This window comes from Streptomyces sp. NPDC111516 (assembly GCF_055635345.1).
Genome location: NZ_JBVKBV010000004.1, coordinates 213,201 through 227,520, shown reverse-complemented (window position 1 = coordinate 227,520; position 14,320 = coordinate 213,201). Strand labels below are relative to the sequence as shown.

Annotated in this window: 16 protein-coding genes; 2 read left to right on the top strand and 14 right to left on the bottom strand. The window is 72.1% G+C overall.

Annotation, left to right across the window (positions count from 1 at the left end):
- Nucleotides 1–40 precede the first annotated feature (40 nt).
- The 5 genes from ACZ7L9_RS11380 to tsaB form a co-directional block, all read right to left on the bottom strand.
- Nucleotides 41–406: a YciI family protein gene (locus tag ACZ7L9_RS11380; protein ID WP_471414411.1), complete on the bottom strand. Its 366-nt coding sequence runs from the start codon at nucleotides 404–406 to the stop codon at nucleotides 41–43.
- Nucleotides 407–620: 214 nt separating this feature from the next.
- Nucleotides 621–902, bottom strand: a complete 282-nt coding sequence (locus ACZ7L9_RS11375) for a hypothetical protein (RefSeq protein WP_471414409.1) — start codon at nucleotides 900–902, stop codon at nucleotides 621–623.
- Nucleotides 899–1,999, bottom strand: a complete 1,101-nt coding sequence (gene tsaD, locus ACZ7L9_RS11370) for a tRNA (adenosine(37)-N6)-threonylcarbamoyltransferase complex transferase subunit TsaD (RefSeq protein ID WP_471414408.1) — start codon at nucleotides 1,997–1,999, stop codon at nucleotides 899–901. The genes ACZ7L9_RS11375 and tsaD overlap by 4 nt, the downstream gene beginning before the upstream one ends.
- On the bottom strand, nucleotides 1,999–2,517 hold the full coding sequence (gene rimI / locus ACZ7L9_RS11365) for a ribosomal protein S18-alanine N-acetyltransferase (RefSeq protein ID WP_471414406.1): 519 nt from the start codon (nucleotides 2,515–2,517) through the stop codon (nucleotides 1,999–2,001). The genes tsaD and rimI overlap by 1 nt, the downstream gene beginning before the upstream one ends.
- Nucleotides 2,514–3,176: a tRNA (adenosine(37)-N6)-threonylcarbamoyltransferase complex dimerization subunit type 1 TsaB gene (gene tsaB / locus ACZ7L9_RS11360; protein ID WP_471414404.1), complete on the bottom strand. Its 663-nt coding sequence runs from the start codon at nucleotides 3,174–3,176 to the stop codon at nucleotides 2,514–2,516. Before tsaB ends, rimI begins: the two co-directional genes overlap by 4 nt.
- Before the next feature lie 152 nt (nucleotides 3,177–3,328).
- Here tsaB and ACZ7L9_RS11355 point away from each other — a divergent pair, with 152 nt between their 5' ends.
- Complete coding sequence (locus ACZ7L9_RS11355; protein WP_471414402.1) at nucleotides 3,329–3,895, top strand: hypothetical protein; 567 nt, start codon at nucleotides 3,329–3,331, stop codon at nucleotides 3,893–3,895.
- Between the two features lie 100 nt (nucleotides 3,896–3,995).
- Here the strand turns inward: ACZ7L9_RS11355 and ACZ7L9_RS11350 are convergent, their stop codons facing one another.
- The 9 genes from ACZ7L9_RS11350 to ACZ7L9_RS11310 all read right to left on the bottom strand — a co-directional run bounded on the left by ACZ7L9_RS11350 (nucleotide 3,996) and on the right by ACZ7L9_RS11310 (nucleotide 12,689).
- A complete protein-coding gene (locus tag ACZ7L9_RS11350; RefSeq protein ID WP_471414400.1) occupies nucleotides 3,996–4,193 on the bottom strand; it encodes a hypothetical protein in 198 nt (65 codons plus the stop codon).
- Between the two features lie 163 nt (nucleotides 4,194–4,356).
- Entirely contained in the window at nucleotides 4,357–4,905 is a 549-nt protein-coding gene (gene tsaE / locus ACZ7L9_RS11345) for a tRNA (adenosine(37)-N6)-threonylcarbamoyltransferase complex ATPase subunit type 1 TsaE (protein WP_471414399.1), read from the bottom strand.
- On the bottom strand, nucleotides 4,874–6,172 hold the full coding sequence (locus ACZ7L9_RS11340; RefSeq protein ID WP_471414398.1) for an alpha/beta fold hydrolase: 1,299 nt from the start codon (nucleotides 6,170–6,172) through the stop codon (nucleotides 4,874–4,876). Before ACZ7L9_RS11340 ends, tsaE begins: the two co-directional genes overlap by 32 nt.
- A gap of 93 nt (nucleotides 6,173–6,265) precedes the next feature.
- Complete coding sequence (gene alr / locus ACZ7L9_RS11335) at nucleotides 6,266–7,420, bottom strand: alanine racemase (RefSeq protein WP_471414397.1); 1,155 nt, start codon at nucleotides 7,418–7,420, stop codon at nucleotides 6,266–6,268.
- Nucleotides 7,421–7,517: 97 nt separating this feature from the next.
- Nucleotides 7,518–7,904: a DUF488 domain-containing protein gene (locus ACZ7L9_RS11330; RefSeq protein ID WP_471414395.1), complete on the bottom strand. Its 387-nt coding sequence runs from the start codon at nucleotides 7,902–7,904 to the stop codon at nucleotides 7,518–7,520.
- A gap of 60 nt (nucleotides 7,905–7,964) precedes the next feature.
- Nucleotides 7,965–9,443 carry an NAD(P)H-hydrate dehydratase gene (locus tag ACZ7L9_RS11325; RefSeq protein WP_471414394.1) on the bottom strand — a complete coding sequence of 493 codons (1,479 nt, stop codon included), beginning with the start codon at nucleotides 9,441–9,443 and terminating at the stop codon, nucleotides 7,965–7,967.
- Between the two features lie 4 nt (nucleotides 9,444–9,447).
- The gene (locus ACZ7L9_RS11320) at nucleotides 9,448–9,816 is read right to left on the bottom strand and encodes a holo-ACP synthase (protein ID WP_471414392.1); all 369 of its coding nucleotides are present in this window, start codon (nucleotides 9,814–9,816) and stop codon (nucleotides 9,448–9,450) included.
- Between the two features lie 20 nt (nucleotides 9,817–9,836).
- Nucleotides 9,837–11,684 (bottom strand): glutamine--fructose-6-phosphate transaminase (isomerizing), encoded by a 1,848-nt coding sequence (gene glmS / locus ACZ7L9_RS11315; protein ID WP_471414391.1) that lies wholly within the window; start codon nucleotides 11,682–11,684, stop codon nucleotides 9,837–9,839.
- Nucleotides 11,685–11,861: 177 nt separating this feature from the next.
- Nucleotides 11,862–12,689, bottom strand: coding sequence for an alpha/beta fold hydrolase (locus ACZ7L9_RS11310; protein ID WP_471414390.1), 828 nt, complete (start codon nucleotides 12,687–12,689; stop codon nucleotides 11,862–11,864).
- A 150-nt stretch (nucleotides 12,690–12,839) separates the two neighbouring features.
- Here ACZ7L9_RS11310 and ACZ7L9_RS11305 point away from each other — a divergent pair, with 150 nt between their 5' ends.
- Nucleotides 12,840–14,294: an ATP-binding protein gene (locus tag ACZ7L9_RS11305; protein ID WP_471414388.1), complete on the top strand. Its 1,455-nt coding sequence runs from the start codon at nucleotides 12,840–12,842 to the stop codon at nucleotides 14,292–14,294.
- Nucleotides 14,295–14,320: the final 26 nt, after the last annotated feature.

Here is a 14,320-nt window from a genome sequence, read left to right as displayed (position 1 = left end):
CATCAGAGCAGCCGGGCGGGAACGCGGCAAGCGGGGGCGGTCAGATGCTCGGGGCCTCGTCGATCTGGCGGACCTCGGAGGTGACGGTCCAGTTCTCCGGGTGGACCTGCAGGAACCGCTTGGTCCACTCCAGGGCCTCGGCCTTGTCCTTGGTCTGGAGGATGGCGTAGCCGCCGACGACCTCCTTGGTCTCGGTGAAGGGGCCGTCGGTGTAGCTGAGCCTGCCGCCGGACCAGGTGACCCTGGTCCCCTGGGAGGTCGGGGTGAGCCCGGCCGTCTCCAGCATGACTCCGGCCTTGGTGATCTCCTCGAACAGGGCGCCCATACGCTTCTCGAACTCGGGGCCCGGGCTCCCGGTCGGGAGGTTCTGCTCATCGATGCGGATCAGCGACATGAAGCGGGGCATGGTGACTCCTCGGTCGGGAGGACGGGGTCCTTCCCCGCCTCTCACCCTTGCGTCGAACGGGAGACGGCCGGATCGACAGCTCCACCGGAATTCTTCTGAGAATCTTCCGGGGCGGCCACCGGAGCAGCTGATGAGTCGGCCACCGGAGCGGTCGAGGGGGCGGGGGGACCCGACGCGATCAACGAGGGCTGATCAGCCGGGGGATTCGAGGAGCTCAGGCGGCCCCCAGCGACTCGAAGCGCCACCGGTGCACCGGGCGGGTGATCAACTCCGGGTCCGGCTCGGGGAGTTCGGGCAGCTCGTCGCCGTACTCCGCCTCCCACCAGGTGAGGACCAGGACCCGGTCCTGCGGGGCGCGCAGCAGTTCGCGCCGCAGCGGCTCGCGCGCCAGCTCGGCCGCACGGGCCCGCGCCCACTCCAGGAGTTCGGGGCCCCGGCCGGCAGTGGCGCGCGCCTCCCACATCAGTGCGACGGTCGTACCGCTCGTGCCGCTCATGAGTAGAGGTTGTCCTTGCTGATCTCGTGCACGTGATCGTGGTCGTGCGCGTCGGCACCGGGGACGTGGGTGTCGGTCACCGGCAGCGACGAGTCCGCGGACAGTTCCAGATCCGAGGCCGGCCTGTTCCGGGCCACCATCTCCGCGCCCAGCGCCGCGACCATCGCCCCGTTGTCCGTGCACAGCCCCGGCCGCGGAACCCGCAGCCGGATGCCGGCCCGCTCGCACCGCTCCTCGGCCAGCGCCCGCAGCCGCGAGTTGGCCGCGACGCCGCCGCCGATCATCAGGTGGTCGACGCCCTCGTCTTTGCAGGCCCGGACGGCCTTCCGGGTGAGCACATCCACCACGGCCTCCTGGAAGGACGCCGCCACGTCCCGTACCGGCACGTCCTCGCCCGCCGCGCGCTTCGCCTCGATCCAGCGGGCGACGGACGTCTTCAGGCCGGAGAAGGAGAAGTCGTACGCGGGATCGCGCGAGCCGCTCAGACCACGCGGGAACGCGATCGCCTTCGGGTCGCCCTCCTTCGCCAGCCGGTCGATGACCGGGCCGCCGGGGAAGCCGAGGTCCAGCACCCGGGCGATCTTGTCGAAGGCCTCGCCCGCCGCGTCGTCGATGGTCGCGCCCAGCGGCCGTACGTCGTTGGTGATGTCCGGCGCGAGCAGCAGCGAGGAGTGGCCGCCGCTGACCAGCAGCGCCATGGTCGGTTCGGGCAGCGGGCCGTGTTCCAGCTGGTCGACGCAGATGTGCGAGGCGAGGTGGTTCACCCCGTAGAGCGGCTTGTTCAGCGCGTACGCGTACGCCTTCGCCGCGGAGACGCCGACGAGCAGCGCGCCCGCGAGCCCGGGACCGGCGGTGACGGAGATGCCGTCGAGGTCACGGGCGCTGATCCCGGCCTCCTTCAGGGCGCGCTCGATGGTGGGGACCATCGCCTCCAGATGCGCGCGGGAGGCGATCTCCGGGACGACGCCGCCGAAGCGGGCGTGCGTGTCGACGCTGGACGCGACGGCGTCGGCGAGCAGCGTCGTACCGCGGACGATGCCGACGCCGGTCTCGTCGCAGGAGGTCTCGATGCCGAGTACGAGCGGTTCGTCAGCCATCAGTCAGTCTCTGTTCCTTGTACGTCGTGCTCTGGTACGTGCTCTTGTACGTGGAGGCGCATGACGAGTGCGTCGACGTTGCCCGGCTGGTAGTAGCCGCGGCGGAAGCCGATGGGTTCGAAGCCGAAACGTTCGTACAGCTTCTGCGCCCGGGTGTTGTCGACGCGGACTTCGAGGAGCACCTCGGCGCACTCGAAGGCCGTGGCGTGCTTCAGCAGATCGGTGAGGAGTTCGGAGCCGAGGCCGCCGCCCCAGTGGTCGCGGCTGACACCGATCGTCTGTACGTCGGCGAGGTCGCCGGCCGCGGCGAGCCCGGCGTAGCCGACGATCCGGCCGGTGGCGGGGTCCTCGGCGACGACGTAGCGGCGGGTGGCCCGCGGGCCGCGGGCGTGCGCCAGCTCGGACCAGAACATGCCGGCCGACCAGGCGTCGTCCGGGAACAGCTCGTGTTCGAGCGCCAGCACCGGATCGATGTCCCACCAGCGCATCTCGCGCAGTACGGCAGTCGTGCTCGTCACTTCGGGGTGACCACCTTGTAGTTCTTCGGAACCTGGGCGTCGGGCCTGCGCAGGTAGAGCGGCCGCGGCGGCAGCAGTTCCGCGCCCGCGGCAAGCCGCTCGGCGGCAAGGGCGGCCAGCGCACCGGCACCGACGTGCTCGGGGCCCCGGGCGTCCGGGAACGCCTCGGGGTAGAGCACCGCGCCCGCCCCGACGACGGGGACCGAGGCGAGCTGCTCGGCAATGTCCGCGGGCCGGTCGACGGCGGGCTCCGTGACGCGCGTACGGCAGTCCTCGTAGCGCGCCCAGTAGACCTCCTTGCGGCGGGCGTCCGTCGCCACGGCGAACGGGCCCTCCAGACCGGCCTGCCCGGCGGCGTACGCGAGACCGTCCAGGGTGCAGACCCCGTGCACGGGCACGGAGAGGACGGAGCCGAAGGTCGCGGCCGTGACCAGGCCGACCCGCAGCCCGGTGTACGGGCCGGGGCCGACGCCCACGACCACGTCCGTCACGGCGTCGAGCCTCACCCCGGCCTCGGCGAGGACCCGGTCGACGGCGGGCAGCAGCAGCTCCCCGTGCCTTCGGGCGTCGACCTGGCCGGACTCGGCGACGACGGAGGTCCCGTCGTGAAGGGCGACGGTGACGGCGGGGGTGGCGGTATCCACGGCGAGCAAGAGCACGCAAACAGCCTACGGCTCCTCCGACGGGGGCACGGCGTCCCGTACGGCGTCCCGGTACGACCGGCCCCGGCTGCTACCGTCACCGAGAACACGCGGGTACGACGTAATAGCTAAACGCTTGTACGACATACAGAGCGAAAGGGGCGCGCACGGTGGCAAGGGGCAGCTCGGGAATCGTGGCCGGGCTCACTGCGGCGGCTCTCGCCGCGGTCGGCTTCCTGGCCTACCAGGCATCGGCGAACGCCCCCGACTCCGTCGCCGCCCCCAAGCCGAAGGTCTCCAGCAGCGCATCCGCCGCCGGCCACGACAAGCCGAAGGAAAAGAAGCCGCCGGCCGCGCTCCCGGCCGGCTCCGGCACCGGGAAGCGCGTGGTGTACGCCCTGAAGGACCGCCAGGTGTGGCTCGTCGACGAAGCCGGGAAGGTCGTCAGGACCTTCCCGGTCATGCCGAGCGCGCTGAGCCCCCAGCCCGGGACGTACCAGGTGGGCACCCCGCGCCAGGGGCCCCCCACGAAGGGCTCGGACGGCGTGATGATCGAGCACGTGGTGCGGTTCACGATGGTGGACGGCGTGTCCGTCGGATTCAGCGCGGCGGTCGACGGTTCGATGAAGAGCCCGGATCCGTCACTGAAGACCGGGGGCGTGCGGATGTCCCGCGCCGATGGGGACGCGGTGTGGGACTTCGCGACGGTACGCACGACGGTGGTCGTCGTCCCCTAGGACAGGACCTAGTGCCCCTCCCGGCAAGCTTTGCCCCGTCGCGCCGCCCAGCACGCACTGGACGACGCTCCTCACGGGGCAAACATTGCCGGTCACGGCACTAACCAGGCCCCCGGCGTTCGAGCCCCGCCTCAGCCCCCTCGGCGTCGGCGTCGGATTCCACGTCGGCGTCGGCGTCCGCGGGCGCCGGATCCGGGTCGGCGGACGGCGGCGTCGAGACCGCCGTGGCCGCGGCACAAGCCGCCAGCAGGTCACTCATCGATGGCGGCGGCACTTCACGTTCGGCGGACATCGTCATGGATGCCTCCTGAGGCTCCGGTGGAAGGCATGGTTAGGCAGACCTAACCCGCTCTCGCCATCCATGTGACCACGCCCGCCCCGCCCCGCGCAACAATTTGCCGACACAGTGTCGGCACACGGTCGGAAAGGTGAGGGAGAGCTCTCGGGAAGCGCCCTCGCGATCAGCCCTCCAGCACCCCGCGCGCCCCCCACAGCCCCGCCCAGCGCGCCCCGATCCCCACCAGCGTCACCGAGCGCCGTTCGTCGTCCGTATCGCCGACCGCGCGGTGGATCACCACGTGCAGCCGGTCCTCGGACAGCTCCTCGACCTTGCCGTCGCCCCACTCCACGACCACCACCGACTCCGGCAGCGACACGTCGAGGTCCAGGTCCTCCATCTCGTCGAGCCCGCCGCCCAGCCGGTACGCGTCGACGTGGACCAGTGCGGGGCCGCCGGTCAGCGAGGGGTGGACGCGGGCGATCACGAACGTGGGGGACGTGACGGCGCCGCGCACCCCGAGGCCCTCGCCGAGCCCCCGGGTCAGCGTCGTCTTGCCGGCGCCGAGCTCCCCGGAGAGCATCACGAGGTCGCCGGGGCGCAGGACAGCGGCGATCCGGCGGCCGAGGGCCTGCATCTGTTCGGGGGACTCGACGGCCAGGTTCACGGTGACGGTGCCCGGCGCGGCGGCCGCGTCGGCCTCAGCCGCCAGGCTGTTGTGCGGTGCTTCCATGTCCGCCAACGTTACTTCCATGCCCGCCGACGTCGGCCGCGGCGGGCACCGCCCCGATACGCACCAGCAGGTCCGCCAGCCGGTCGGTCACCGTCTCCGGGTGTTCCAGCATCACCAGATGACCGGCGTCCGGGACGATGACCAGTTCCGCGTCCGGGAGCTGGTCCGCGATGGCCTCGCTGTGCGAACTGGGCGTCACCAGGTCCTTGTCGCCTGCCAGGATCAGCACCGGGACGTCACGGAACGCGGGCAGGACGTGGCTCTTGTCGTGTTCGGTGAACGCCGGGTAGAACTCGGCGACCACATCGATCGGGGTGGATTCGATGAGCCGCTCGGCGAACCGCTCGACCGCCGGGTCGACGTCCCGCGAACCGAACGAGTACCGCTTGATCAGCCCGGCGAAGAGATCGGCGGTCGCCCGCCGGCCCCGTTCCACCAGTTCGGCCTGGGAGCCGAGCGCCCTGAGCACCCCGGGCAGCACCCGCCGCACCGCGTTCACCCCCGCGACGGGCAACCCGAAACTGACCTCGCCGAGCTTCCCGCTCGATGTGCCGACGAGGGCGATGGCGGCGACCCGGTCCCGGATGAGCTGGGGGTACTGCTCGGCGAGCGCCATCATCGTCATGCCGCCCATCGAGTGCCCGACCAGCACCAGCCTGCCCTCGGGGGCGGCCGCGTCGATGACCGCCTTCAGGTCGCGGCCGAGCTGGTCGATGCCGACCGTCACCCCGTCCGCCTGGGCCCGGCCCCGCTCGGAGCGGCCGTGGCTGCGCTGGTCCCAGTGGACGGTGCGGACCAGACCGCGCAGCGCCGCCCGCTGGAAGTGCCAGGAGTCCTGGCTGAGGCAGTAGCCGTGACTGAAGACGACGGTGACGGGCGCGGGCGCCTTGCGGCCGAAGAGCCTGCGGCGGCGCGTGCCGGCGGCCCCCGTGGCGGTACCTGGAGCGGTCGCACCGCTCTCACCGCTCCCGGCGGCCCCCGTACCGCCGTCGGGGTCGACCTCGTCGACCTCGTAGTACAGCTCCGTGCCGTCGTCGGCGTTCGCCCGGCCCGGCAGCCCGCGCAGCGAGCCGTACGGTCCCGAGGCGTCCAGCGCCAGCCTGGCCCGCCTGCGCATGCCCCGGCCCACGGTCAGCCGCTCGACGGCGACACCGGCGGCCGCGCCTGCCGCGATCACGCCTATGGCGGCTCCGGCGATCCCCGCCCGGCGCCAGCCGACCGCCGTGGCGGCGTCCGTCACCGCGTCCCCCGCGCTGATCTCGCTCACCGTGCCGCGCTCCTCGTCGGTCGTATCCGTCAGGTCAGGGCCGGTCTGTTCCGGTCGTGCTCAGATCGTGCCTGGTCAGGGGCGCTTGTTCGGTCAGGACTCGGCCGGGGTTGCATGCAGATGGACGCGGGGCACACGGCTGCCGATCCGGGTGACGATCTCGTACGCGATCGTGCCGGCGGCCTGCGCCCAGTCCTCGGCGCTCGGCTCGCCCCGGTCCCCCGGGCCGAAGAGCACCGCCTCGCTGCCCACCTCGATCTCGTCCCCGTGGAGGTCGACGACGAACTGGTCCATGGCCACGCGGCCCGCTATCCGCCGCCAGACGCCGCCGACGAGGACGGGGGCCCGGCCGGAGGCATGGCGCGGGATACCGTCCGCGTAGCCGACCGGCACCAGGCCGAGGGTGGTCCCGGCGGAGGTCGTGTAGTGGTGTCCGTAGCTGATCCCGTGACCGGCCGGCACCTGCTTGACCAGGGCGATCGACGCGATGAGCGTCATGACGGGGCGCAGCCCGAAGTCGGCCGGGGTGCCCAGCTCGGGGCTGGGCGAGATGCCGTACATCGCGATCCCGGGCCGCACGAGATCGAAGTGCGCCTCGGGGATCGTCAGCGTCGCCGGGGAATTCGCCATGTGGCGCACCTCGGGGTCGACGCCCTCCTTCTCCGCGTACCCGACCATGTCGCGGAAGACGTTCAGCTGGGCGGCGATGGAGGGGTGACCCGGTTCGTCGGCGCAGGCGAAGTGGGACCAGAGGCCGGTGATCCTGACGGTGCCCGCCTCCTCGGCGGTGCGGGCGGCGGCGACGAGCTCGGGCCAGTCGGCGGGCTGGCAGCCGTTGCGCCCGAGGCCGGTGTCGGCCTTGAGCTGGATACGGGCCGGAATTCCGGCCTCCGTGGCCGCGGCGACGACCTCGCGCAGGGCCCACATCCCGCTGACCGACACATCGATGTCGGCCTCGATCGCCTCGCGCCAGGGCCCGCCCGGCGTCCACAGCCAGCACATCACCCGGCCGCCGAGCCCGGCCGCCCGCAGGGCGAGCGCCTCCTGCGGCGTCGCGGTGCCCAGCCAGGTGGCCCCGGCCTCCAGGGCGGCGCGGGCGCAGGGCACCGCTCCGTGCCCGTACGCATCGCCTTTGACGACGGCCATGAATTGCGCGCCGTCCGCCCGCGCGCGCAGTACACGCACGTTGGCGCGCAATGCAGCGAGGTCGATCTCGGCACGGGCTCTCAAGGGCGCTGTCTCGTTCATCGCGCCCAGTCTCTCAGAGGCGTACGGCAAAGCCTTCGGGCGGCGGGTCGGCAGAGGCCGGTCGCCGAGGGGGCCCGCCGGCCCACGCGCGTCCACCTCAGTGGTGACGCAGCTCGTGTTCCAGATGGTCGACGAGGACCGGGACGTGGCTGTGCGGTACGTCCTTGACCGCCGTGACCAGCGTGACCGGGCCGCCCTCGCGGACCAGTTCCACCAGTTCGTCGACGGCCGCGGCGTGGACGGGGTCGGCCAGTTCGGCGCGGTAGCGGTCGACGAAGTCGTCGTAGCGGGCGCCGGTGCGGTCCTCGTGGTACCAGTCGCGGAGCTCGTTCGACGGGGTGATGTCCTTGAGCCACTTGTCGATCGCGGCCCGCTCCTTGGACTCGCCGCGCGGCCAGAGCCGGTCGACGAGGACGCGGGTGCCGTCGTCGTCCTCCTTCGGCTCGTACACCCGGCGTACGCGTACATCGCTGCTGCTGCCCACGGTCGGCCCTCCTGTCGGCGTCCTTCGGACCCGGTCGGCGTCCGCTGCGCCCAGGATCACTCAGGCCCGTACGTCCCGCCACGCCGCCGGGATCGCCTCCGCGACGTCCTGCGCGGCGACGGGCGCGCCGTCCGAGGCGTGCCGGGCGGCCAGGCCGTGCAGATACGCACCGGCCGACGCGGCGTCGCGAGGGGCGAGGCCCGCCGCCAGCAGGGAGCCGGTCAGGCCGGAGAGGACGTCGCCGCTGCCGGCCGTGGCCAGCCAGGAGGTGCCGGTCGGATTGACCCGAACGGGGGTGGGTCCGGCGTCGGTGGCGACCAGCGTCGTCGACCCCTTGAGCAGGACCGTGGCGCGGAAGCGGGCGGCCAGTTCCCGTACGGCGGCGAGCCGCCCCGCCTCGACCTCCTCGCGTGGGACGCCGAGCAGGGCGGCGGCCTCACCGGCGTGCGGGGTGAGGAGGGTCGGGGCGGTGCGCGCGCGTACGGCGGTGGCGTCGAGCAGCCGCAGCCCGTCGGCGTCGACGAGCACCGGAACGTCCGCCTCCAGCACGTCACGGACCGCCTCCACGGCCTCCGTACCGTCACCGAGCCCCGGTCCCACGACCCAGGCCTGGACCCGCCCCGCCTTCGACGGCGGCCCCGCATGGACCAGCGTCTCCGGATGGCGGGCGATCACCGCGCCGGCGCCCGGGCCGACGTACCGCACCGCTCCGGCACCGCCCCGCAGCGCCCCGGAGACGGCCAGCACCGCCGCTCCCGGATAACGCGCCGACCCGGCGACGATGCCGACGACACCGCGCCGGTACTTGTCGCTCTCGCTGCCGGGAACCGGCAGGAGCGCGGCCAGGTCCGCGTACTGCAAGGCCTCCAGGCCGGGCACGTCGGGCAACTCCGGGCCGAGCCCGATGTCGACGAGGTGCAGCGCGCCCGCCAGGCCGGCGGCCGGGTCGATGAGCAGTCCGGGCTTGTACGTGCCGAAGGTGACGGTCGCGTCGGCCCGCACCGCGTCGCCGAGCACCTCGCCGGTGTCCGCCTCGATGCCGCTGGGCAGATCGACGGCGACGAAGGCCGCGCCGGTCGCCTCGAAGGCCCTGACCAGCGCGGCGGCCTCCGGGCGCAGCCCGCCGCGCCCGCCGATGCCGGTGATCCCGTCCACGACGAGATCGACGTGCCCGCCCCAGGAGGCCGCGAACGGGTCCCCGGCTGTGTCTTTGTCCCCGCCCGCCACGCGCCCGCCCGCCGCGAGCAGCGCCGCGAGCCCGCCCTCGTGGGCGCGGCCGGGCGAGGTGAGCACGGCGCGCACGCCCGCGCCGCGGCGGGCCAGCCGGGCGCCCGCGTACAGCGCGTCGCCCCCGTTGTCGCCGCTGCCGACGAGCAGGACGACCCGGGCCCCGTACACCCGGCCGCGCCGCCGCAGCACATCGGCGCACGCCGCCGCGAGTCCCGCCGCGGCGCGCTGCATCAGGGCGCCGTCCGGCAGCCGGGCCATCAGGGCTCGCTCGGCGGCCCGTACGGTCTGAACGCTGTACGCGGTACGCATGTGGTCAACCCTCCGCGATCACCACGGCCGACGCCACCCCCGCGTCGTGGCTGAGCGATACGTGCCAGTGCCGTACGCCCAGTTCGGCCGCGCGCGCGGCGACCGTGCCGCGGACCCGCAACCGGGGCTGCCCGCTGTCCTCGACGTACACCTCGGCATCCGTCCACAGCAGGCCGCCCGGCGCGCCGAGCGCCTTCGCGAGGGCCTCCTTGGCGGCGAACCGCACGGCGAGCGAGGCGACACCGCGCCGCTCGCCGCTGGGCAGCAGCAACTCCTTCTCCAGGAAGAGCCGGTCGGCCAGGTGCGGCGTACGCTTCAGCGCCGCGTCGAACCGTTCGATCTCGGCCACATCGATCCCGACCCCGATGATCACGCGTGTTCCCTCAACTCTCGCTACTCCACGGTCACGGACTTCGCCAGATTGCGCGGCTGGTCCACGTCGTTGCCGCGGGCCGTCGCCAGTTCGCAGGCGAACACCTGCAACGGCACGGTCGACACCAGCGGCTGAAGCAGCGTAGGCGTAACGGGGATCCGGATCAGATGGTCGGCGTACGGGACGACCGCCTCGTCGCCCTCCTCGGCGATGACGATGGTGCGCGCGCCGCGGGCCCTGATCTCCTGGATGTTCGACACGATCTTGTCGTGCAGCACCGACCGGCCGCGCGGCGAGGGCACGACCACGACGACGGGCAGACCGTCCTCGATGAGCGCGATCGGCCCGTGCTTGAGCTCACCGGCGGCAAAGCCCTCGGCGTGCATGTACGCGAGTTCCTTGAGCTTCAACGCGCCTTCCAGGGCCACGGGGTAGCCGACGTGGCGGCCCAGGAAGAGCACCGTGTCGTGGTCGGCAAGGGAGCGGGCGAGCGCGCGCACGGGCTCCATGGTCTGAAGGACCCGTTCGACCGCGCCGGAGATCTCGGAGAGCTGGCGGATGACGGTCCGGATCTCGTCGCCCCACTTCGTACCGCGGATCTGTCCGAGATACAGGGCGACGAGGTAGCAGGCGACGAGCTGGGTGAGGAACGCCTTGGTGGAGGCGACGGCGACCTCGGGCCCGGCGTGCGTGTAGAGCACGGCGTCGGACTCGCGGGGAATGGTGGAGCCGTTGGTGTTGCAGATGGCGAGGACCTTCGCGCCCTGTTCGCGGGCGTGCCGCAGGGCCATCAGGGTGTCCATCGTCTCGCCGGACTGCGAGATCGCGACGACGAGGGTGCGGTGGTCGAGGATCGGGTCGCGGTAACGGAACTCGCTGGCCAGCTCGGTCTCGCAGACAAGCCGGGTCCAGTGCTCGATGGCGTACTTGGCGATCATCCCGGCGTGGAACGCGGTGCCGCAGGCGACGATGACGACCTTGTCGATGTCGCGGAGCTCGTGGGGCGGGATCCGTACCTCGTCGAGGTGGAGGGTGCCCGCGCCGTCGATCCGCCCGAGGAGGGTGTCGGCGACGGCCTTGGGCTGGTCCTCGATCTCCTTGAGCATGAAGGAGTCGTGGCCGCCCTTCTCCGCGGCGGAGACGTCCCAGTCCACGTGGTACTCACGGACGTCGGCGGGCCGCCCGTCGAAGTCGGTGACGGTGACGCCCTCCCGGCGCAGCTCCACCACCTGGTCCTGGCCCAGCTCGATCGCGGAGCGGGTGTGCGCGATGAACGCGGCCACATCGGAGGCGAGGAACGACTCGCCCTCCCCCACCCCCAGCACGAGCGGTGAGTTGCGCCGGGCCCCGACGACCGTGCCGGGCGCGTCCGCGTGCAGGGCGACGAGGGTGAAGGCCCCCTCCAGGCGCCTGCAGATCTGCCGCATCGCCTCCGCCAGGTCGGCGCAGGACGAGAACGCCTCGGCGAGGAGATGGGCGACGACCTCGGTGTCGGTCTCGGAGGCCAGATCGTGGCCGCGCTCGGCGAGTTCGGCGCGCAGCACGGCGAAGTTCTCGATGATCCCGTTGTGCACGACGGCGACACGGCCTGCGTTGTCGAGGTGCGGGTGGGCGTTGGTGTCGGTGGGGGCGCCGTGGGTGGCCCAGCGGGTGTGCCCGATCCCGGTGGTCCCGGCCGGGAGCGGGGCCTCGGCCAGTGCCTTCTCCAGATTGACGAGCTTGCCCGCCTTCTTCGCGGCGGCGAGACCGCCGTCCGCCAGGACGGCGATGCCCGCCGAGTCGTAGCCCCGGTATTCGAGGCGCTTGAGGCCCGCGACGACGACGTCCTGCGCCGACTGCCCACCGACGTATCCGACGATTCCGCACATACCGTTCCCTTCCTGGTCGCTCTCCCCTGGTCTTCGCATCGTCGCAGAAGGCGAACGGGGCGGCAGAAATCAGGTGTGGTGCGCCGGCCCGGCCGGAGCGGGAGGAAGCCGGGGCGTGGCCCTGAAGCCGCGTCGTCGCCCCGAACACGGCCCGACTCTTCCCGGCGAACCGGTGGTTCAGCGCTTGAGGAACTCCAGGAGGTCCTTGTTGAACCTCTCCTTGTAGCCCGGCACAACGGCGATGCCGTGGGGGCCGCCTTCGTAGACCTTGAGGGTCGCGTCCCGGACGAGTTGGGCGGTCTTGCGGCCCGTGGCGTCGATGGGGACGATCTGGTCGTCATCACCGTGCACGACGAGCGTGGGGATGTCGAACTTCTTCAGGTCCTCGTGGAAGTCCGTGGCCGCGAAGGCGTCGACGCAGGCGACGCCGCCCTCGATGGTCTCGGCCATGGCCATGGCCCAGAAGGCGTCCTGGTTGCCCTGGGTGACCTTGTTGCCGTCGCGGTTGGCGCCGAAGAAGGCGACCGCGGTGTCCTTCCAGAACTGCGAACGCTCGGCGAGGATGCCGTTCTTGATGCCGTCGAAGGCCGACTGCGGTACGCCCTCGGGGTTGTCTGGGCCCTGGAGCATCAGCGGACAGATCGCCGAGAGCAGCACCGCGGACCTGATCCGGTCCGTTCCGTGACGGCCGATGTAGCGGGCGAGTTCGCCGCCGCCCATCGAGTGCGCGACCAGCGTGACGTCCCGCAGGTCCAGTTGGGTGATCAGGTCGTCGAGGTCGTCCGCGAAGGTGTCGAAGTCGTAGCCGTCCCAGACCGGGGTGGAAGCGCCGTGACCGCGCCGGTCGTGGGCGATGCCGCGGAACCCGTTGTCCGCGACCGCCTTGAGCTGGTCCTGCCAGGCGTCCCCGCTCAGGGGCCAGCCGTGAATGAAGACGACGGGGCGACCCCGACCCCAGTCCTTGTAGAAGATGTCGACACCGTCACGCGTGATCACTGTGGGCATACGTGCTGTCCTCTCGGGTGTGCTGCCGGGCCCCCCGATCCAGCGTGCGGCCGGACGTCCGGGCCGCAAGTCCGGATGCGGGGGACCCGAAGCCGAGTCGTAAAGTAGGAACGACACATACTTTGAACCGCTCCTACTTCAGGGATGCTGATGGCCTTCACCGGACGCAGTCGCGAGTTGCGCATCCTCGAATCCTGGCTGGACAAAGTCAGGGCGGCTTCGGGCGGCAGTGCGGGGCAGGCTCTGGTGATCAAGGGTCGGCGACGGATCGGCAAGACCCGGCTGGTGCAGGAGTTCTGTGCACGGTCGGGACTGCCGTACGTGTTCTTCCAGGCAACCCGCGGCCAGCCCGCGCCACTGGCCCGGCGGGCGCTCTTCGACGCGGTCGCCGGGGGGCACGGGATGAGGGAACACGGGGCCACCCTGGGGCAGGCCGCCGCTCCCGATGACTGGGTCCGGACGCTCGCCGCGGTGGCCGCGGCGCTACCCGCGGACGAGCCGGTCGTTCTCGTGCTGGACGAGGTCCCCTGGCTGGCAGAGGCCGACGCCGGATTCGACGCGGCGCTCAAAACCGCCTGGGACATGCACTTGTCCGCGAAGCCCGTGCTCCTGCTGCTCCTCGGCTCCGATCTCGCGATGATGGACCGGCTGACGTCGTACGAGCATCCCTTCCACGGGCGTGCGGGCCAGTACACCGTGGGGCCGCTCAACCCTGTGGACGTACAGGATTCCACCGCGCTCGATGCCGCGGACGCGCTGGACGCGTACCTGGTCACCGGAGGCTTCCCCGAGGTCGTGACCGACTGGCGGACCGGTGAGTCGGTGGCCGACTATCTGACACGCCAGGTGGAGGACCCATCGTCGGTGCTGCTGACGACGGGCGAGCGTTCCCTCGCGGCCGAGTTTCCCGCACGGTTGCAGGCCGGCAGGGTGCTGCGTGCGATCGGTTCCGGCGAGCGGACCTTCTCCGGCATCGCCGCAAGTACGGGAGGACCCGATGGACGTCCACTGGCGCACGGCACGCTCGCCCCGATACTGACCGAACTCATCGAGGCGAAGAAGATCGTGGCCGCGGAGCTTCCGTTGGCCACCCGGCCCGCCCCGAAACTCAAGCGCTACCGGATCGCCGACACCTACCTGCGCTTCTGGCTGGCACATCTGGAGAACGCCGTCGCGCAGGCGGAGAGAGGCAGAGGGGACGTATCGGCCGCCCGGATCCATCGGTCGTGGCCGTCCTGGCGAGGCCGTGCGGTGGAGCCGGTGATCAGGGAGGCACTGGCCCGCAGAGTGCCGGACGGTCTGTTCCCCGAGGCGACCGAGGTGGGCGGCTGGTGGAACCGCCGGAACAACCCGGAGATCGACCTCGTCGGCGCGGACGCGCAGCCCGTGGCGCGTCGCGTCTTCTTCGTCGGATCGGTGAAGTGGCGCGACGAGACACCCTTCGGGGCAAGGGATCTGACGGAGCTCGCGTCAGCGGCACAGCAGGTGCCGGGCGCGGAAGGCGCGGCCCTGATCGCGGTCAGCCGCCGGCCGCCGACGGGTGCGGCAGCGGAGGGCTTGGCCGCGCACTGGGGGCCCGAAGACGTGCTCGCGGCGTGGCGGTGACGGCGGCGGCAGTCACGTCGGAGGCG

Bases quoted from the DNA above. Each gene is read 5' to 3' on its own strand.
- ACZ7L9_RS11380 (WP_471414411.1), bottom strand. From the start codon at position 406: ATGCCCCGCTTCATGTCGCTGATCCGCATCGATGAGCAGAACCTCCCG.
- ACZ7L9_RS11375 (WP_471414409.1), bottom strand. From the start codon at position 902: ATGAGCGGCACGAGCGGTACGACCGTCGCACTGATGTGGGAGGCGCGC.
- tsaD (WP_471414408.1), bottom strand. From the start codon at position 1,999: ATGGCTGACGAACCGCTCGTACTCGGCATCGAGACCTCCTGCGACGAG.
- ACZ7L9_RS11350 (WP_471414400.1), bottom strand. From the start codon at position 4,193: ATGACGATGTCCGCCGAACGTGAAGTGCCGCCGCCATCGATGAGTGAC.
- tsaE (WP_471414399.1), bottom strand. From the start codon at position 4,905: ATGGAAGCACCGCACAACAGCCTGGCGGCTGAGGCCGACGCGGCCGCC.
- alr (WP_471414397.1), bottom strand. From the start codon at position 7,420: ATGAACGAGACAGCGCCCTTGAGAGCCCGTGCCGAGATCGACCTCGCT.
- ACZ7L9_RS11325 (WP_471414394.1), bottom strand. From the start codon at position 9,443: ATGCGTACCGCGTACAGCGTTCAGACCGTACGGGCCGCCGAGCGAGCC.
- glmS (WP_471414391.1), bottom strand. From the start codon at position 11,684: ATGTGCGGAATCGTCGGATACGTCGGTGGGCAGTCGGCGCAGGACGTC.
- ACZ7L9_RS11310 (WP_471414390.1), bottom strand. From the start codon at position 12,689: ATGCCCACAGTGATCACGCGTGACGGTGTCGACATCTTCTACAAGGAC.
- ACZ7L9_RS11305 (WP_471414388.1), top strand. From the start codon at position 12,840: ATGGCCTTCACCGGACGCAGTCGCGAGTTGCGCATCCTCGAATCCTGG.